The 19,471-nt window shown below is 39.0% G+C and carries 19 protein-coding genes and 1 riboswitch; of the genes, 16 read left to right on the top strand and 3 right to left on the bottom strand.

Going from position 1 to position 19,471, the window contains the following annotated elements:
* Positions 1-158 precede the first annotated feature (158 nt).
* The 13 genes from ACFO3P_RS16205 (at position 159) to ACFO3P_RS16145 (ending at position 12,816) form a co-directional block, all read left to right on the top strand.
* Positions 159-1,562, top strand: a complete 1,404-nt coding sequence (locus ACFO3P_RS16205) for an MDR family MFS transporter (protein WP_289585203.1) — start codon at positions 159-161, stop codon at positions 1,560-1,562.
* A 322-nt stretch (positions 1,563-1,884) separates the two neighbouring features.
* Complete coding sequence (locus ACFO3P_RS16200; protein ID WP_354005231.1) at positions 1,885-2,226, top strand: Fic family protein; 342 nt, start codon at positions 1,885-1,887, stop codon at positions 2,224-2,226.
* A 287-nt stretch (positions 2,227-2,513) separates the two neighbouring features.
* A complete protein-coding gene (locus ACFO3P_RS16195; RefSeq protein WP_289585202.1) occupies positions 2,514-2,987 on the top strand; it encodes a hypothetical protein in 474 nt (157 codons plus the stop codon).
* 114 nt (positions 2,988-3,101) lie between these two features.
* Positions 3,102-3,204: riboswitch (SAM riboswitch) on the top strand.
* Between the two features lie 96 nt (positions 3,205-3,300).
* Positions 3,301-4,416, top strand: a complete 1,116-nt coding sequence (locus ACFO3P_RS16190; RefSeq protein ID WP_289585201.1) for a 5-methyltetrahydropteroyltriglutamate--homocysteine S-methyltransferase — start codon at positions 3,301-3,303, stop codon at positions 4,414-4,416.
* Positions 4,417-4,925: 509 nt separating this feature from the next.
* Positions 4,926-5,399: a GNAT family N-acetyltransferase gene (locus ACFO3P_RS16185; protein ID WP_042533535.1), complete on the top strand. Its 474-nt coding sequence runs from the start codon at positions 4,926-4,928 to the stop codon at positions 5,397-5,399.
* A 16-nt stretch (positions 5,400-5,415) separates the two neighbouring features.
* The gene (locus tag ACFO3P_RS16180; protein WP_289585200.1) at positions 5,416-6,390 is read left to right on the top strand and encodes a quinone oxidoreductase family protein; all 975 of its coding nucleotides are present in this window, start codon (positions 5,416-5,418) and stop codon (positions 6,388-6,390) included.
* Between the two features lie 95 nt (positions 6,391-6,485).
* Entirely contained in the window at positions 6,486-7,286 is an 801-nt protein-coding gene (locus ACFO3P_RS16175) for a GNAT family N-acetyltransferase (protein WP_289585199.1), read from the top strand.
* A 36-nt stretch (positions 7,287-7,322) separates the two neighbouring features.
* Complete coding sequence (locus ACFO3P_RS16170; protein ID WP_042533537.1) at positions 7,323-7,694, top strand: cupin domain-containing protein; 372 nt, start codon at positions 7,323-7,325, stop codon at positions 7,692-7,694.
* A gap of 157 nt (positions 7,695-7,851) precedes the next feature.
* Positions 7,852-8,532 (top strand): response regulator transcription factor, encoded by a 681-nt coding sequence (locus tag ACFO3P_RS16165; RefSeq protein ID WP_042533538.1) that lies wholly within the window; start codon positions 7,852-7,854, stop codon positions 8,530-8,532.
* A gap of 105 nt (positions 8,533-8,637) precedes the next feature.
* Positions 8,638-9,555 carry an ATP-binding cassette domain-containing protein gene (locus tag ACFO3P_RS16160; protein ID WP_212929374.1) on the top strand — a complete coding sequence of 306 codons (918 nt, stop codon included), beginning with the start codon at positions 8,638-8,640 and terminating at the stop codon, positions 9,553-9,555.
* A complete protein-coding gene (locus ACFO3P_RS16155) occupies positions 9,552-10,301 on the top strand; it encodes an ABC transporter permease (protein WP_212929375.1) in 750 nt (249 codons plus the stop codon). The genes ACFO3P_RS16160 and ACFO3P_RS16155 overlap by 4 nt, the downstream gene beginning before the upstream one ends.
* A 15-nt stretch (positions 10,302-10,316) precedes the next feature.
* Complete coding sequence (locus ACFO3P_RS16150) at positions 10,317-11,228, top strand: sensor histidine kinase (protein WP_042533541.1); 912 nt, start codon at positions 10,317-10,319, stop codon at positions 11,226-11,228.
* A gap of 241 nt (positions 11,229-11,469) precedes the next feature.
* Positions 11,470-12,816, top strand: a complete 1,347-nt coding sequence (locus ACFO3P_RS16145) for a DUF6612 family protein (protein ID WP_289585198.1) — start codon at positions 11,470-11,472, stop codon at positions 12,814-12,816.
* 227 nt (positions 12,817-13,043) lie between these two features.
* Here ACFO3P_RS16145 and ACFO3P_RS16140 read toward each other — a convergent pair whose 3' ends face one another.
* Together ACFO3P_RS16140 and ACFO3P_RS16135 are read right to left on the bottom strand one after the other, a co-directional pair.
* Complete coding sequence (locus ACFO3P_RS16140; protein ID WP_042533543.1) at positions 13,044-13,799, bottom strand: hypothetical protein; 756 nt, start codon at positions 13,797-13,799, stop codon at positions 13,044-13,046.
* A 479-nt stretch (positions 13,800-14,278) separates the two neighbouring features.
* Positions 14,279-14,428, bottom strand: a complete 150-nt coding sequence (locus tag ACFO3P_RS16135; RefSeq protein ID WP_175297047.1) for a hypothetical protein — start codon at positions 14,426-14,428, stop codon at positions 14,279-14,281.
* 232 nt (positions 14,429-14,660) lie between these two features.
* Between ACFO3P_RS16135 and ACFO3P_RS16130 the strand changes: the two genes are divergently transcribed.
* From ACFO3P_RS16130 to ACFO3P_RS16120, 3 genes are all read left to right on the top strand, one after another.
* Positions 14,661-16,826, top strand: a complete 2,166-nt coding sequence (locus ACFO3P_RS16130; RefSeq protein WP_289585197.1) for a DNA topoisomerase — start codon at positions 14,661-14,663, stop codon at positions 16,824-16,826.
* Positions 16,827-16,959: 133 nt separating this feature from the next.
* The gene (locus ACFO3P_RS16125) at positions 16,960-17,394 is read left to right on the top strand and encodes a hypothetical protein (protein ID WP_042533545.1); all 435 of its coding nucleotides are present in this window, start codon (positions 16,960-16,962) and stop codon (positions 17,392-17,394) included.
* A gap of 236 nt (positions 17,395-17,630) precedes the next feature.
* Positions 17,631-17,969, top strand: a complete 339-nt coding sequence (locus ACFO3P_RS16120; RefSeq protein ID WP_052485037.1) for a DnaJ family domain-containing protein — start codon at positions 17,631-17,633, stop codon at positions 17,967-17,969.
* 63 nt (positions 17,970-18,032) lie between these two features.
* On the opposite strand, the gene ACFO3P_RS16115 is transcribed toward ACFO3P_RS16120, so the two are convergent.
* Positions 18,033-19,214 carry a metal-dependent hydrolase family protein gene (locus tag ACFO3P_RS16115; protein WP_212929312.1) on the bottom strand — a complete coding sequence of 394 codons (1,182 nt, stop codon included), beginning with the start codon at positions 19,212-19,214 and terminating at the stop codon, positions 18,033-18,035.
* Between the last annotated feature and the right edge of the window lie 257 nt (positions 19,215-19,471).

Raw genomic sequence — 19,471 nt, 5'->3', positions numbered from 1 at the left:
TCCATATTAACCAAAGCAAAATCCTTTGATGTAAAGAGGGCTTAACTGAATAAAAATGTTACAAAATAAGCGGAATGATTTGTTGTTCTCTTTCAAATATGATATTATGTTCTATTGTTGATTAAAAAGTAAATATTTTGTAAGGAAGTTGGTATAAAATGGAAAGCGAAAATACATTTGAAATTAAAAAATATATTCCGCTTTTCGCGGTATTATTATCCGGTGCTTTTGTCACCATATTGAACCAGACGCTGCTAGGGACTGCACTTCCACCCATCATGAAAGATTTGAATTTAAGTGAGAGTACAGCGCAATGGCTACAGTCGGTTTTTATGCTCGTAAATGGGATAATGATTCCAGTTACGGCTTTTTTAATTGATAAATTCACAACACGTAAATTATTTATGACTGCAATGGGATTGTTCACTATCGGCACGTTTATTGCAGCAATTTCACCAAACTTTTCATTGTTATTGGTTGGGCGGATTTTGCAGGCTTCAGGGGCCGGCATTATGATGCCGCTGATGCAGACGATATTATTCCTGACCTTTCCTGTTCATAGAAGAGGTACAGCAATGGGACTGTTTGGACTAGTTATTGCATTCGCGCCGGCGATTGGCCCGAGTCTCTCAGGCTGGCTCGTGGATCAGTTCCCATGGCGCAGTGTATTCTATGTTGTACTGCCGATTGCTATTTTAGATATGATAGCGGCTTACTTCTTATTGAAAAACGTAACAGAGCTGAAGAAACCGAAATTGGATATTTTATCGGTCATCCTTTCTACAGTCGGCTTCGGTGCAATTCTATACGGTTTCAGTGTCGCCGGCGACGCAGGGTGGCTCAGTCTTCAGGTCATTCTTACGATTGTTATCGGCAGCATTTCTCTCTATTGGTTTATTACCAGACAGTTGAACTTGAAAGAACCGCTTCTTGAATTCCGGGTATTCAAACACAGCACATTCACGTTAGCAACGGCGCTTGGAATGCTGGTCTTCGCTGCGATGATTGGGACAAATGTTATTTTGCCGTTATACATGCAGAATATGGTTGGCTTCTCGGCGCTTGAATCTGGGCTTGTCTTGTTGCCCGGTGCGATTATAATGGGATTCTCCAACCCGATTACCGGTTATCTTTTTGATAGATTCGGAGGAAAATGGCTTGCTCGGGGCGGCTTGTTACTGCTAGCCTTGACAACTTTTGCATTCACGAATTTATCTGCGGATACAAGCTTCAACTATCTGGCAACCATGAATGCCATTCGCATGATTTCGATTGCCATGGTAATGATGCCTATGACAACCATGGCATTGAACCAGCTGCCTAACGAATTGATTCCGCACGGGACAGCAATGAATAATACATTCCGCCAAGTAGCTGGCTCGGTTGGTACAGCAGTGCTTGTAACAATCATGTCCACTGCAGCTATACCAGGTGAGGATATCAATGGTATTATTCATGGTGTGAATGTTTCCTTTATCGTAGCAGCAATTATTGCTATCGTTGGATTTATTCTTTCTTTTAAATTAAAAGAAGAGATAAAACCGGGAAATCGTGTCAGCTAAGGCTCTAATATCAAGCTAAATAAAGTACCAGGCATTGTAACAATTGATTATTGTTAGATGTCTGGTACTTTTTTTGATGGAGTATTGAAGAGAGTATTTACATTTATAGTTTCCTTCATAGAATTCTAAGAAAGTTGATCGGACTTGGTATATGGTATAATGGTGGTTAGCATCATTTGGGACGAATAAAATATAATGGAAGAAATTTAAAGATCAGAGAACTCGTTATTTTTTACACTTTAAGAAAGCATAAAGAATTCAAGGAATAAAGTATAAGTGCAACGTTTTTGATGGGGCGAGTAATCGCAGTCCCAACTAAGGCATTCGCGAAAGGCTTGCACTCCAGAGTATAAGGGATTCTAAGAAAGTAAAATACGCTTTCAAGACTCCCCCTTTAGGAAAAGCTTGTCTGCTGCATGCAAAATTTGTAAATATTCATCCTTTTTCTAACGGAAATGGAATAACCTCTAGATTACTTATGAATTTTGAATTGATGAAGTCTGGATTTCCTCCAATTACAATTGAAAAGGACGATAGATTCAAGTATTACGAGGCTTTAGATATTTCTGGAACAGAAGGGGATTATGAACCCTTTCTATTGTTTATAGCCGAGCGAGAGGTGAAAACGTTAGAAAATTATTTAGCTTTTTTAAAAGATTTATAAATAGAACCTTCATTTAGTAGAAGTTTATCGGCACATAGGATGTGATAGGATGGAATTAAATCAAAAAGAAGATGAATTTGCTACGAAAACTACAGCTCAAAATTTGGGGAGCGAATGGCTCTAAACTAACTGAGCGATAAAAAAGTTGTTACTGTCGTTTCAGAAACATGAAAATTTAGGGAAATCTTCAGTTGATATTGTAGTACAGTGAGTTAAAAGAATATATATTCATTAGGATGTAATAGTCCCTTATAATATAGGTATAGACAAGGAGGATTCAATGAATTTTGAATAATAAAAAAATGGATTTTTCTACCCTTGTTGCCAATTTGCTTACTGTTGGTCTAGTAATGGGTAGTATCGCAGTTATTGTAGCCATTCCTATTTTAATAACATATGGTTTATCTAATATTTTAGCAGGCTGGAATCTTATCGAAATACATTTTTTTGATAGTATTTTTATTAATTTTCTTTACTTCGGAGGATTGCTTTTTCTGTCTTACGTGGTGGGGATGCTGTTTGATTTGTTATATATGCTAATCCTTAAAGCAGCGAAAATGAAACAGACAAAGAAAGTAATGCTTTGGAGTTATGTCGTTCAATGGTTGCTTAGTGTTAGTTTTTATAAAATATGTATTGAGCCCCTATTTACGAGGGTTAGTGTATCATGGGAAGGAGCAGCTATTTTATTTTTTTGCTTGTATTTTTCTGCTTTTGTGATCAGTGAAGATTATAAAATTTTTTCCGATAAAAAAAGGTAACGCAATTTTGATTTAAAATCGATCGCAGAAAGATTCCTATATTTTGGGATTCTCCTTGACGAATTCATTGCTTCCATGTAAAGTAAACTGTAATTATTCGTATAATTCCATATATTCTTATCGAGAAAGGTGGAGGGACTGGCCCGCTGAAGCCTTAGCAGCAGACGTTGATTTGTACTGTGCTAATTCCAGAAGCATTTTTGCTTGAAGATAAGAAGAGATTTTATCATATCGAACCTCTTCTATTTTCGGAAGGGGTTTTTTTTAATGGAATATAGAATGAATATAGGAGACAAAGAGGAAGGGGTATTCGATGGCGATATCAGCAGAGACAAAAAATACACGGGCTCCATTCAGAGCAGATCATGTAGGGAGTTTTCTTCGTCCCAAGCGTTTAAAAGAAGCGCGTGCCCAGAGGGCAAAAGGAGAAATCAGTGCAGAACAATTGCGTCAATTGGAAGATGAGGAAATTATCAAACTGGTAGAACAGCAGAAAAAAGCAGGTCTTCAATCGGTGACAGATGGGGAGTTTCGCCGTGCCTGGTGGCATTTTGATTTTCTGGAAGGCTTCGATGGCGTGGAAGGCTATACCGCGGAGCAAGGCTTGCAATTCACTGGTGTGGAAACGAAAAAACGAGGCATTAAGGTAACCGGTAAAATTGGTTTTAGTAATCATTATATGATTGAGCATTATAAATTCCTGCATGGTATTGCCGGGGATGCGGTTGCAAAATTTGCGATTCCGAGTCCGAACATGCTCTTTTTCCGGGCGGATTTTGAAGAAGGAATTTATGAAAATGATGAAGCCATTATTGATGACCTGGTTGCTGCTTATCAAGGGGTGATTCAGGCATTATACGATGAAGGCTGCCGCTACTTACAGTTGGATGATACGTCCTGGGCAACCTTTTTCTCAGAGAAGGGCAGAAATTCGTTGCTTGAAAAAGGAAGAAATCCAGAGAAAACAGCTGAATTATGTGCGAGAGCAATCAATGAATCGATTGCGAACAGACCGGATGATATGCTGGTAACAATGCATATTTGCCGGGGGAATTTCCAATCTACCTATATGTCAAGCGGCGGTTACGAGGCGGTGTCAGAAACGATTTTTGGCGGTTTACAGGTGGATGGTCTTTTCCTGGAGTTTGATGATGACCGCTCGGGCGGATTTGAACCTTTACGCCATGTGAACCGTGATGATTTATTCATTGTGCTGGGTCTTATCACGTCTAAGTTCAGCGAGCTGGAAGATCCGGAGGCTGTTAAAGCAAGAATTACAGAAGCGGCGGGCTATGTACCGTTGAATCAGCTTTGCCTGAGTCCTCAATGCGGGTTTGCTTCCACAGAGGAAGGGAATTTATTGAGTGAGAAACAGCAATGGGAAAAAATCCGGCATGTTGTGCGAATTGCTGAAGATGTCTGGAAATAAGAGTGATGAGCAAGGGAGATTTGGAGAGGTGAGCTTTCCAAATCTCCTTTTTGTCGAACTTTTTTGAATACGTACTATGAATCATTTAGAGAAGATTGTTTTGAATGAAAATACTTTTGAGCTAATAAACCAGTATTGAAAACGGAAGCTAAGGTGATGAACAAAAATAAATTTGCCATTATGTCACTGATTTGATAAGTAAAATTAAAAAGTAAGTAAGTGTTTATGATGAATAATATTGAAACAACTGACGAAAGGATGAATTGATTTTTAAACGATTTGAACAAAAAAACGCTCCTCTCTTTGTCAACCTAATTTAAATCAAGGTTAACATACGGGCGTGAAAAATTAAATATAAATTCCAAAAAAATTCAAACAAAGAAAGAAATCATTATAATTTTTTGATATATTAGTAATAACAATAAGAATATTCAGCTGTTTTATCATGGTAAATAAAAGAATTTATACGAATGATAGTACATCGTTTCAAATAAAAGGGAGAATGTAGAATGGAAATTCGCAGTTTACAAAGTTCGGATTATGATGTCCTGATTCCGCAGATAAACGACTGGTGGGGCGGGCGTGATATGGCAGGAATGCTGCCTAAATTATTTTTTCAACATTTTAAGAATACCAGCTTTATCGCAGAAGAAGATGACGAGATAATAGGTTTTTTAATTGGATTTTTATCTCAAGATCAGTCAGATGAAGCATATATTCATTTTGTCGGTGTACACCCGGATTACAGGAAGAAAGACATTGGAAAAACACTTTATGAGAAATTTTTCACCAAAGTTAAAATGGCTGATCGGAAAATCATCCGCTCCATCACTTCTCCCGTAAATAAAACATCGATTGCGTTTCATCAAAAAATGGGCTTTGTGATCGAGCGAGGAGACAAAACAGTAGATGGTGCAGCAGTAAAAGCAAATTATGATGGGTTTGGCAATGATCGCGTTCTGTTTAAGAAAGAGCTGACATAAAAAAGGAGGAAATAAGATGAAAGCGGTTGTGATGAATGAATTTGGCGGATCAGACGTGCTGCAATTCAAAGAAATACCAAAGCCAGAACCTCAACCCGATGAAATTTTAATTAAAGTAATTTATACCAGCGTGAATTATGCTGATATTAAGAACAGAAATGGCAGTAAAGCGAAGGCGAATTTCCCGATGATTTTAGGTTTAGATGCCGCTGGAGCAGTCGAGAAGGTTGGAGCATCTGTAGAAAGTGTCAAGCCTGGTGACCGCGTTATATGCTTTCCAAAAGGGGGCGCCTATGCGGAATATGTCCTGGCCTCGGAGTTACTTACTTTTAAAATTCCAGATGAATTAGATTTTAAAATGGCTGCAGCATGCCCGACTGTCGGATTTTTATCTTATAAGTTAACACATGATTTAGCGCAAATAACTCCAGATGATACGGTTTTAGTCCATTCGTCGGCCGGTGGTGTCGGTTCAACGATTATTCAGATGGTCAAATTGCTCGGGGCCAAACGAATTATTGGTACGGTCAGCAGCCTTGAAAAAAGCAGCGTGCCGCTTGAATTAGGAGCGGATGATGTTTATACATATACGGATTTTGATGAAAAAATAAAAGAAACAACAGATGGTAAAGGTGTAGATATTATTTTTGATTCGCAGGCTGGAGAGATAACAGAAAGAAGTATGAAGGTTTTATCTCATTTTGGCAGGCTGGTTCATTTTGGGAATTCATCAGGCGGCATTGGAAATTTTAATACAAAGGACGTGCATGCGAGCTGCCGGTCTGTACTGGGATTCAGCTTAGGTACCACTAGAAAAGAAAGGCCGGAGACATTGGAAGCCGTATCTCAAAATGTCCTTGAATTGATAAGGAGCGGAAAATTAGAAATAAAAGTCGGTGCAGTGTTTCCTCTTGAAAAAATAGCGGAAGCACATGATTTTATCAGCAGCAGGAAGAGTACCGGGAAAATATTGATTCATGTTTCTGATTGATGGGAATGCGATGAGGAGTAAGAGAAGGAATGAATGTCTTACCTGAAAGAATGTAAAATTAGAAGCTACTATTGACGTCTATTGGAGGAAGCAGGATGATACGAAAACTGACAAAAGAGGATCATGTAAAAGTAATGGAGTTAGTTGAGCCTAAGGCTGCAGAAAATTTGTTTATTATTGGAGACATTGAAGCGTTTGGCTATGACTCAGATATTCAAGATGTCTGGGGAGAATGGAAACAGGAAGATTTAATCGCTGTTCTCCTGCGCTATCGTGAGAATTTCATTATTTACAGTGAAGGGGAGTATGATGTAAAAGGGTTTGCGGAGAGGACTAACGACTATAAACAGCGGTGCAATGTGAGTGGTCTGAAACTGGCTGTCACCCCTTTGCTTAAACACATGGATAAAGTCATTCGTGTACATAGAGAAATGTATTATGCAGCTTGTGAAGAATTAAGCTACACAACGACTTTAGAACAAGCTGAGCAGGTAGAATATTTGCAGCCTGTTGATTATGAAGAGAACATCAAAATGCTGGAGTCTATTCCGGAATTTGCAGCAAGTAATATAACTGTTGAATCGAGGGAGCATGCAGAGAAAAATAAGACAGGACGCACCTATTTTATTCGTGATGAGGAAGGGACGATGGTTGCATCTGCATCGACGACCGCTGAAAATTCCCATTCTGCCATGATCGTTGCTGTTTGTACGCGCCCAGGGTATGAGCGTCAAGGCTATGCAACGAAGTGTATGGAGAAATTATGCACTGCATTATTAGCAGAGGGGAAGTCGCTTTGTCTTTTTTATGATAACCCTGCGGCTGGAAGCATTTATAAACGAATGGGCTTTAAAGATATTGGGATGTGGACGATGATTCGTTATGAAGCGGAATAGGTTTTGCGATTTAATCAGAATAGGGGGCTGGTTCATTTGAAGATTATTTCGTTTGAGCAAGAATCCGGTGTATCGATGGATTCAGAGACAACGAAATTTACTGCGCATCGTCTTTTATTTGATGCCGATGATATAAGAATGAGTTATATGTATTTAAGAATAGAGGATAACATTCCTTTCCACGAAGCACAGGCGGATCAGCTTTTCATGATTGTATCTGGAGAAGGCTGGGTCTGCGGCGAGGAGGAGAACAAAATCCCTCTGACTGCCGGTAAAGCAGCATTTTGGGAAAAAGGAGCGCTTCATGCTGCAGGAACAGATTCTCAGATGACTGTTTTATGTGTGGAGGGGAAGCATTTAAACACAGAAAACATGCCTATATTAAAGAATGCTGTAACAGGTTATTAATTGATTATTTTTTCTATATAAAGGAGTATGCATTTTAAATTTCCTATGCACTCCTTTATTTGTTTTGGTGAAGATTTAGACAGGTGCACTTTTCAAACGACAAAAGAGTGATTATTATAATAAAGTAATAGCAATCATACAAAAGTGAGTGGTAAACGTGAATGAAGAGAAACGAATTTTAATTATTGAAGATGATCAGGAAATCAGCAAACTGCTGCAGGTAATTTTAACAAAAATGGGGATGGCGCCAGTTTCTGCTTATTCAGGGACAGAAGGTCTGCTGCAGCTGAAAAGCAATCCATTCGATTTGATTTTATTAGATTTGATGCTGCCGGGGATAAGCGGCGAAGAATTTATTACCCAGGTCAGAGAGGAAAGCGCAATCCCCATTATTGTGATTTCCGCAAAGGTTGGAATAGAGGATAAAGTCCAAGTCTTGAAAATGGGAGCCGATGATTATATAACCAAGCCATTTCACCAGAAAGAAGTAGAAGCCCGTGTAGAGGTTCAGCTGCGAAAATCGATTGGCCAGCCCTCACAAAAAGACGAAAAGGTATGGCGTGGTCTGACTATCTTTCCTGAAAAGCTGTCTGTCACACTAGAGAACAAATCATTGCAGGTAACCAATGCGGAGTTTGATATTTTGTTCTTATTTATGAGTCATCCGGAGCATGCTTTTTCTAAAAGAGAGATTTACGAAAAAATTTGGAAAGGCACGTATGTCGGGGATGATAATACCATTAGTGTCCATATCTCCAATCTGCGCAGAAAAATGGCTGAAGTCACACCTGAAGAGTATATCAGAACCATTTGGGGTGTCGGGTTCATGCTGGTTTGATTCTGTTCTGTCTTTCTTTATGAATTCTTTATGATTTGCTTAAAGGATTTTAATGGCTCTTGCGCTAAACTGGAAACAAGAAAATAGAGTGAAGGAGCCGAGAAAATGAGTGCTGTTATTCAGACGTATACATTAACTAAGAAATTTAAGCAGGAAGAAGTCATTAAACCGCTTGATTTTTCTGTAGGAAAAGGAGAGATTTGTGCCTTAATTGGTAAAAATGGTGCTGGTAAATCGACTATTTTTAAAATGCTTGCAGGGCAGTTAACGCCGACAACGGGAGAAATTTACTTGTTTGGTAAGTCCGGCAAAGAAATGATGCAGGCGAAAAAAAGAATGGGATTTATGATAGAGACGCCGGTCTTTTTCCCGGATTTTACAGCAATTCAAAACCTGGAGTACTTCCGGATTCAAAGGGGAGTTGCGGAAAAGAAGCGGATATATGACGTATTGGAAATTGTCGGGCTGGCCAATCAAAAGAAGAAAAAATTTAGAGAATACTCTATGGGGATGAAGCAGCGGCTGGGAATCGCGCTTTCTCTTTTAAGCAGCCCGGATTGTTTAGTGCTTGATGAACCAATTAATGGTTTAGATGCGGAAGGTATTACGGAAATTCGCAGGTTATTGATCCGGTTAAATCAAGAAAAGCAAATAACCATCTTGATTTCCAGCCATATTTTAACGGAATTGCAGCTGTTGGCAACGCGGTTTGTATTTATCAAAAACGGGGTGATTGTCGAGGATGTAAGCAAGCAGCTTCTGGATGAAAAAAGCAGGAAACAAATCCATTTAAAGGTGGATGACACAGCCAAGACAGCACAGCTATTAGAACGCACTTATGAGGATATCCAATATAAATCCCTTCCTGACCAGGTTATCACGATACAAAACCACATTGAGAAGGCTGGAGAAATAAACCGCCTTTTAATCAAAAATGATGTATTGGTGATGGAATTCCGGCTAGAAGCACTGAATTTAGAGGAATATTTCTTAGGTTTAGTGGAGGGGGGTGGCGAAAAATGATTAACTATTTGAAAAGTGAAAACTACCGTATATTGCATAGGAAAAGCTTATATCTCACTACTGCTATCTTTTTTCTCCTAATTACAGGTGCTGCATTTTGTTTATATTTTTTTAGCAGTGTAGATGCAGATTTCCGTTACGGCACAAGCAGCTTTTTCTATTCGAATGTCATTGGTATGGGGATACAAATAATTATTATCTCTTATTTGTATAATAGCATATTGACTGGTAAGGATATTATGCTGACAAAACAGGCAATTTCTTTCGGTATCTCTCGAAGCGTCATCTTCTGGTCAAAATTGCTTGTGACGCTAGGTTATTTTTTGTTGGTTTGTGCAGCAGGTTTACTTCTGATGATAGGATTAGGGCAGAGTCTTTTTGCGGAGGACCAAGGAGTAGTCAGCAATTTCTTCATTGCAAGCTTTAATATGCTGCCGATTGTGCTCAGCGGTTTTATTTTGATACATGCATTAAAAATGCTGAAAATCGCTGATATATATAATATCATTATTGTCGCAGTTATCTATATTTTTTTCGATGATGTGTTGCGCCTTATTTTCCGTCAGGTGAATGGATTAAATGAGTTATATACATTTGCTCCAGGTGCGTTATTGACGGATAATTTAATGCACTTTATGAATCAATCTGTACAATTGGATTATCGTTATTGGGTGACCGGTGCTGTCATTAGCATCATTGCTTTGTGGATAGGAGCGGGCAGATTTACGAAACAGGATATGGATTAAGGAGGAGGGGTGACAGTGAGCAGCTGGTTGATTATTGTTATATTGAGTATATTATTAGTCGTTTGTATCAGCATGCTGCTGTTACTTTATTGGGATATCAGAAGGATAACCAGTCAGCTCAAAGGCATTAATGAGAACTTTGGCACAAACGAACTAATCCGTACAAATACACACAGCAGAGGTTTGCTCCGGTTTATTGAAAATATCAATCAGTTAATTCATCTATTTAAGCAGGATCAACAGCGTAAGCAAAGGAGAGAAGAAGCATTAAAGCAGGAAATCACCAATCTCTCACATGATTTAAGAACGCCGTTAACATCAATAAAAGGATTTTCTGAATTGATGGCAGATCCCTCTTTGTCGGATGCAGAAAAAAAAGATTTTTTGGCTATTATTCAAAAGAAAATTGATCATTTAACGATGATGGTGGATCAGTTTTATGAGCTTTCCCAAATAGAATCTTCGGACCAGAAATTCAGTATCCAGCAGGTATCTTTGAATCAGCTGGTAGTGGATACGATGCTGCTGTTTTACCATGATTTTGAGAAAAATAAGCTGCAGATAGAAATAGACGAGACGGCTGTACCCCCCATTTTAGCAGATGAAAAAGCAGTCCATCGGATTATCAGTAATATTGTTCAAAATGCGTTACGATATGCGGAAAGTTATTTTACCATCAGGCTGGCAGAAGAAGAGGAATGTGTCAGGCTGGAAGCAGAAAATGATATCACCGTATTGGATGACAAAACGGAACTCCATCGGATTTTTGACCGGTCGTATCGGATGGACAGCAGCAGAGCTGGCGGACAGCTAGGATTAGGCTTGCATATTGTCAGGCAATTGGTTATGAAATTAGGTGGTCAGATAGACGCTAAGCTGGAGGATAATAAATTTCAGCTTGTTGTATTATTCAAGAAGTGGTCATAAATCGCATGGAATAAATAATCGCAGGGCGACTAGGGGCAATTCACAGATTTTCATAGAATGATTTCCCGGGTTTTCTTTAAAAAAGTATATAACATGGGTGCTGCCACAGTATTTTGTACTGTGGCATGTTAAATGGGCATTTATACCTTTTTTTCTCTTTCTCTCTAGTCAACCAGTTGTTCTCTCCGTATAATATATGTATAACGTTTACATTAAAAAAGAAGGGAGAGGGAGCTTTATTTTGAAAAATTATATCTTTGGAGCTGGATTCATTATTATTTTATTTTTAGCCGGGTGCTCCGAGCCTGAGGCTGCAGAGGTTTTGGAGGAAATGGAGCAGTTGGAGCAGGATATGACCTCGTTAGACGTGAAGTTTGAAGAAAATATCGAAGGCGAAACGTTATCGGGGAATGGCGTGTTTGACTTTGAAAAGGATATCGATTATTACAACCTGGGGAACTTTGCTCTGTATAGAGACAATAGTGACTTTTTGATGGAAACTGCTGAAGGGGAGGTCATGGAGAGCTTTGCAACAACAACCGCTGATCAGGAGGAACTCGAACATATCTTTAATAATCAATTAGGCAGGATGAAAATGCCATTTGCCTTTTTCGTATCCATAGACCCGGATATTCATAACAAATTTGATATGGAAGCAAGAGATGAAGATTATGTCCTTACATACAATGGGGATGAAACAGATATCGAAGAGTTAGGCAGAGGAATCGCGGAACAAACACTCCGAATTACCGAGGGCTCGGAAAGAGTGGATTTTGACCCCGCCGATTTTGACATTGATAAATTCACACTTGAAATGGTTATTGAAAAAGAGACCCATCATCTGCAGGAAATGGAACAGGAATTTACGTATACGTTTCATGATTTGACGAATGATCAGAATTATTTGTATACATACTCTAATCATAATGATGCTGAACCAATTGAAATTCCGGCAGTCACTGTGACAGCAGAGGATACAGAGCCCGCAGATGCGGAAACAACAGATATAAGCGAGGAAGAGAGGGAAACACTGGAAACAGGAGCATCGGATTATTTGGATGCACTTATTCAGGCGACGGTCTTCCAGGATGCGGAAGCCTCTATCGAGCGTTTGCCAGACACTTATTCGGAAGAAGAGAAAACAACAGAAGCTGAGACACAGCGGGATATGTTCAAGGATATATATATCCAAAACACGGAACGAAATATGCAAGGGACCAATGTGGCAGAACAAGAAATTATCGAATTAGCGGATGCTGTGATGTATGCATTGTCTACTGCGGATTATGAGATTGTTGAAGCACAGGCGGAATCGGCAGATAGTATTATGGTTACGGTTTCCATAGAAGGAATCAGTGATACGTCCATTTATCAGGAAGTAGACCAGGAATTGCTTGAGCTTATTGAAAATGGTGACATTACACGTGAAGAAGTTGATTCGAAAACCATCGAGCTGTTGATTGAAAAATATAATGCCATCGATACGCTCCTGCCTCCTGTAGAGCTTACTGTTCATGTGATGCAAAATCCTGATGGCAGCTATGTCGTTATCGCGCAGGATCAATATTTAGCAGGATTTTTTCAATAAAGGATAACGAATGCCTTAGTTGGGGCTGGGACTGCGATTACTCGCCCCATCAAAACCGACTTGGTACCTAAAAATTTTTACTACATTGAAATTCTTCTTCGTTAAAATTTTATGCTTTCCTAACGTGTAAATAAAAGATAAGGCGGCTGGAATAGATACTTTCCAGCCGCCTTATCTTTAATCGATATTATATTCAATCAGGCTTTCTGCAAGAATCCCCAATCGTCTTAATCAATAATATACATTTTTTCAATAATAGCTATAACATCTTCCTCCTCACCAGGCTCAATGGTGACCGTCTCGGTATTTTCAATCATCTCTCGCATATCTTCCTTTACCTCTTCTAAATCAACATCATCCGGACGAGGCATTCCTCCGTACCAGCGATTTCCATATGGAATGTCATATACATTAATGGTACCGTCTCCATTTCCGCTATACGTAATCATGCCATCTGCGATACGGGAACCGGAGACCTGAATCACCTCTTCCGGGTAGCTGATATCATTTTCTTCATCGTTGGGATCAAGCGGGGTGCCGGCTGGAATATGTTCGACGTATAGTTCATCGATATCTTGATTTGGCCCAAGCTGCAGCCAGACGCGGGCATACTCAATTTCTTCGGAAGAATAGTCCGATAATGCCTGATCGTTCCCCGCTTCTTCGTCTTCCGAAGAACTATCGTTACTTTCTTCCTCTTCAACAGAGCTATCTTCCGAAGCATCTGTTTCTGCTTCATCACTTGACTGATCATCAGAGTCATTTTCGGAGGAATCTTCCGATGAGTTATCTGATTCTGAAGGGTCTTCTGATTCCTCTCCATCCGGTAAGTCTTCATCGTCTGCTGTACCCGGTTCTTCAGTAGTTTTATCTGTGGCAGAACCAGAGTTATCTTCATTATTTGTATTGTCTGAACAGGCAATAAGCAAAAAAATGAGAGGCAGCAGAAGACTGTAGCAGGAGAATTTTATATGTTTTTTCATTTTTAGACTTTCCTTCCTTTTGTGTAATTTCAATTCAATAAATAGGTAAGTATGTTAAATTAATCATAAAGTATTCTAGCCGGGTTGTAAAACTTCGATAGTCAAAGTAAATGGACATATAGAATTGTAAAAACTATTGGGAACGGGTTTGGCGACAGGAGCATAAAAAGAAATATTTGCACTAGAAAGAAATACGCAGGATTTTAACCAGGTACGGGCTTTGTTTTGAAGAAAAATACAGTGGCAGCAGAAGCGATAAAAAATGGAATCAGGCTGTGAAGGAATTTTTAAAGAAGATGTTTTCAGGCAGGGAAATGATGAAGATATAAAGCGGACAGGGCTTCTTTGACCCTCGTCTGTTTTTAGTATAATGGATAGCAACAAACATTTCCATATAAATATGAAAAAAGGGAAGCGGTTTTACAACTAGGCAACAAAAAAGCTGAGTCAACTGGTCACTCAGCCCTTTCGTAAAGATGCTACCTTTTTCGTTTGTTTTTCTTATTGTCTAAGTTCAGAAATTCACTATTTTCACTCGCAAACTCTGTATCATTGCCTGTCTTATTGTGTTTATTGCGATTATTTTGCTTTCCTTTATCCTTGTTGCGATTTTTATTTTGCTCAGACATGGGGGCACCTCCTGTAAGTAAATATGGTGATTACAATCACCAATGAAGCTAGTTTAACCATATAACGATAAATTATAAGCGAGCACGAATGATAAACTGCGGTTTTAGGTATCTATTAGAAAAAAAGTGAAATCTATGGCATAATAAGATATCGAACGAATGTTTCTAATATAAAAAAATGATAGCGAAAAACCAGCTGATATGGCTTTTAAGGAAAGGCGATGAATTCGAAATGGGAGTCCGATTAATCTTAGCAGAGAAACCATCTGTCGCAAAAAATATTGCAGATGCATTAAATATAAAATCGAAGAAAGACGGCTATTTTGAAGGGGAGCGCTATGTGATTACCTGGGCATTTGGCCATCTTGTCGAGCTGTATGATGCAAAGGACTATGATGGGAAAATGCGAAGCTGGAAAATGGATAATTTTCCTTTTATCCCTTCTGAATTTAAATATAAAGTGAAAAGCAATCCAAGAAATCGGGCGCAGACAGATGGCGGAGCTGCAAAACAGTTAAAAACGATTCATGCTTTAATGAAGCGGAATGATGTGGACGAAATTATTTCAGCATGTGATTATGACCGGGAAGGACAGCTGATTGCAGACAGTATCATCTATCGGGGCGGGGTGAAGCCAAAGGCAGCTGTATATCGCCTGCTTTTAAATGAATGGACGCAAAATGAAGTACTGCAAGGCCTGGAAAATCTCCAATCAAACGATAGGATGAAGCCGTTGCGCGATGCGGGAATCAGCAGACAATGGGCAGATTGGGTTATCGGTATTAACCTGACATCCGTGGCAACGTTAAAATATCAGCAGGGTAAAAGCAAAGCGTTAAATATAGGCCGGGTGCTACTCCCAACTCTAAAAATAATCTATGACCGCGATCAAGAGATTGAAAATTTTAAGCCAGAGGATTATTTTAAACTGACTGCAACCTTTCAAACGGCGGCTAACCACGAATACGAAGGGACTTATGTCGAAAACAAAGAGGATAAATTTAAGAAAAAAGAGTTATTGGAGCCAATTAACGAAGCGATTCAGAACAAACAAGCCATAATTACCGATAAGCAGGTGGAAAAGAAAAAGGAATTTCCGCCGTTTCTATTCAATTTATCCAATTTGCAAGGGTTTATAACGAATAAGTTCAAGGGATGGACATCTGATAAGGTATTAAAGGTGGCTCAGTTACTTTATGAGAAAAAACTGATTACCTATCCGCGAACTGCGAGTACTGCCTTAGAAGAAAGCCTGGTTGGAAAAACAGCCCATGTCTTAAAGGTGCATTCCGAAGAGCTTCCTTATAAGGATGAAATGAAGTTTATGAAAACAAAGCGTGTCTTTAATAACGCAAAAGTGGAAAGTCACAGCGCAATCATTCCCACTTATATGAAGCCTAAACGGCTCTCGGCAGATGAAGGAATTGTCTACACAGCCATCAAAAACCGCTTTATTATGCAATTTATGCCGATAGCAGAATATGAAGAGACAAAGCTGACTACCAAAATTCTGGATGTGGATTTATCTGGTGTTTTCCATTCAAAAGGGAAGGTACAGCTGGTAGAAGGATGGAAAAAGGTAGAGAATATCCAATCTAAGGATACCCTGCTGCCATCGGTGGAGAAGCAGGAGCGTGTCCAGGTGAGCGATTCTGAGGTCACTTCCCATGTTACCAAGCCGCCGAAGCATCATACTGAAAGAACCTTGCTGCGTGTCATGGAAACATGCGGGAAAAGCTACCAGGAGGATGAAAGCGAGGAGCTGATGGGCAGTATTTTGACCGGTTTTAGTATTGGCACTGCTGCAACAAGAGCTGAAACCATTAAAAAGTTGAAGGATATAGGCTATATTACAACGGAAAGTAAGCATTTGCTTTGTACAGAGCTTGGTAAACGGCTGGTTACCACTTTTCCTGTAAAAGATTTATTTGATTTAGAGTTCACCGGACGTCTTGAAAAAGCCTTATCGGATATTCAAAAAGGAAAAGCGGGCAAGCAGGAATTTCTCCGGCTCGTTTTTCATTTTACATCAGAATCCGTTGAAACAATCAAGCATGGAGAGGACGTTATTATCAATAAGGTAACGCAGACACGGGCAACCAATGAAGTAGTGGGAACCTGTCCGCAGTGCGGAGGCAAGGTAATAGATGGCTATAAAGCCTTTAACTGCAGCAACCGGAAGCAGGGCTGTACATTTGCCATTTGGAAAAATGATAAATATTTAGCTTCGATGCGGAAGAAGCCGACGAAAACCATGGTGAAAAAACTGTTGAAGGATAAGAAAGTCTTTGTGAAAGGTCTGACAAGTAAAAAAGGAAAGAAATTCAATGCTTATTTAAGCTATGAAAAGAATAAAGAAAATGACTACTACAGCTGGAATATGGAGTTTTCAAAGTAGGTTCTTCGAAGTTTTCAAGCTTTTAAAGTGAAAGTAGTGTATACTAAAGAGTAGAGGTAGCATTATTTAATAAACGGAGATTTTAAGAATGATATTTACCATGCTAAATTTTCCTCTAGACAGGATGACAAACATGAAAAAAGTTATCGTAAGTACAAAGGAAAATCTGGATTATGGTACTTTAATATGGATTTACGCAAACAACCGTAAAGTTTATCGCAGCAGTAAAAGCATTGATTCCGAAATGCCGTTCCATCATTACGATTCGCATTATATGGGAATGATGGAAGAACTGTACAGAGATCAGGAAAAACATCCCCTTTTATTTAAACAAATGATTGAGGAATCGAACCGGATTTTTGGCGTTTGCCTGAATAAACGCCGTAATGAGGATGGTTCCAGAGATATGAAGGTTCTTTTCTTTTCAGATTGGGACAGCGTCCAGGACTTTGCTGAAGATACTTATCCAAAGCTTGTAAAAGCAGAAGTAAAGCGAAGGAAAGAAGCCAAACAAAAATGGCTGGAAAGAGGGAAGCTCTTCTCCGAAAAGAAAAAAATGTCACAATAGATGTTACTGCAATGCAGTCTGGCTGCTCCATGAGGTATTTTACTTTATGGGGCAGCTTTTTTATGTGGAGATAGTTGTTAAGAAAGCATAGCACGTTTCATTTTTTTATAATAAAGAAGATTAATAGCGCGATATATAATTAAACAGTATACTGAAAAGTAGAAGTATTATTTAAATTCACTTGATCTTAATGGTTCATTGGATTGCTTAAACAAATAAGAGCAGGGGGGATTTATTTGGAAAGGAAATACAATGATTTAATTGGAGATATGATTAAAGAGAACGATTATAGCTATGAAAAGAATTTGCCGGGAAAGGGAAAACCGCTAACGAAGGATTATATGGAAAAGGATACGTTCCAGCATTTTCAAAAAATAGCGAAGGATGCAGGCTATTTACCGCCATGGTTGAAGCTGCAAAAGGAAATCAGTGTATTTGTACAGGAAGCTCAAACTGAAAAGGATATTAAGAAAATAAATAAACAAATAAAAATGCATAATCGCATTTGTCCGCCTCCAATGCAAAAGAGCTTTATCAGTTTAACTGATTTGGAAAACGCAAAAAAAGTGTGGTGAATATAAACAACTGGACTTGCAAGATATATCTTACCTTTGCAAGTCCAGTTATTTTCTGTAGAGTTATTCTACTTTCTTCCCTTTTTTATAAACAATTTTATCCGCTTGGACAGCTTTGATATCCTCCAATGGATTTTCTTCAATAATAATAAAATCAGCAAGCTTGCCTGTCTCAATAGAGCCTGCATAATCATTTATTTTCAACAGTTCTGCTGCATTGATAGAAGCTGATTGTAATACCTGCAATGGTGTTAAACCAGCATCGACCATCTGTTCAAGCTCTTGAGAGGGCCCTTTCTCAAAGTCATTATAAGCAGTTCCGGAGTCTGTCCCCATTGCGATTTTAATTCCAGCCTTCGCTGCTTTGCCAATACTTTCAATATGTGCTTCTTGAACAGCAAGTGATTTTTTTACCATAAAATCAGGCAGTTTTTCCGGATGTTGATTGATTGCCCAAGGTGCCATTAAGGTTGGAACAAGATAAGTATCATTATCCAGCATCATCTGGATGGCTTCATCATCTAAATAAATCCCATGTTCAATCGAATCTACTCCAGCACGGATGGCGTTTTTGATTCCTTCTGTTCCTTGAGCATGTGCACAGGCAGTATAGCCTTTATGATGTGCCTCGTCCACCGCAGCACGCATTTCCTCGACGCTAAGCTGAACATCATTAGGTGTTTCCCCATCCATACTGACGCCGCCGGTTGCCATGACTTTAATATTTCGTGCTCCATTTTTAATATTGGTGCGGGCATGTTTACGAATCTCATCTACGCCGTCCGACTCCCATCCGAGTTCTACGCCATGCCCGCCTGTCATTACGATGGCAGGACCGGATCCGATAATTCCAGGGGCTGTTATTTTATTTTCTTTTTCTAATTTAGATAACTGTAAATCAATGTTGTCAGAAGAACCAACATCACGTATATACGTAACGCCGTGTTTTAAAAGTTTATTCAGGTTATCAATTGCAATATACGTGTTTACGACGGCTCCCGTCTGAGATGCATTGACCGAAGAAAGGCCGCCGATTTTGAAGAAAGGATCTAAGATAATATGCGTGTGGGCGTTGATTAAGCCGGGCATGACATATTTCCCTTTTAAGTCGATCGTTTCATCTGCGTTTGCTGTTTCTTTGTTGATAAATTGGCCTGCTTCTGTATCTACAGCAAAGTCAATCCCTTCAAAATCCGTATTTTTGCCGGTAAACACCTTGGCATTTTTAAATAAGATGGTTGTCATTCTTGTCTCTCCTCGTGATAGGTTTTTCTAAGGGTGTGTGAAATATTTTAGAATAAAGAACAATATATCATAAAAAGAGAAGAAATTGTGAGAAAAAGTTCTAGTTAAATTGAGGAGATGTTATAAACCTACTATGTGTATTTTGTTTGTAAGGGTTTTCTTTCATGTGACAAGAACAAAAGAGATAATCCATATTGTATATAGAAACAGGGCTACAACGAATCTAGTTCTCTTGCCCCAACACCAGATTTCCGATA

It is taken from the genome of Oceanobacillus aidingensis, assembly GCF_042654105.1.
Taxonomy (GTDB): Bacteria; Bacillota; Bacilli; order Bacillales; family Amphibacillaceae; genus Oceanobacillus; species Oceanobacillus oncorhynchi.
Note: the sequence above shows the minus strand (reverse complement) of the source record. Positions and strands in the feature narration are given on the sequence as shown.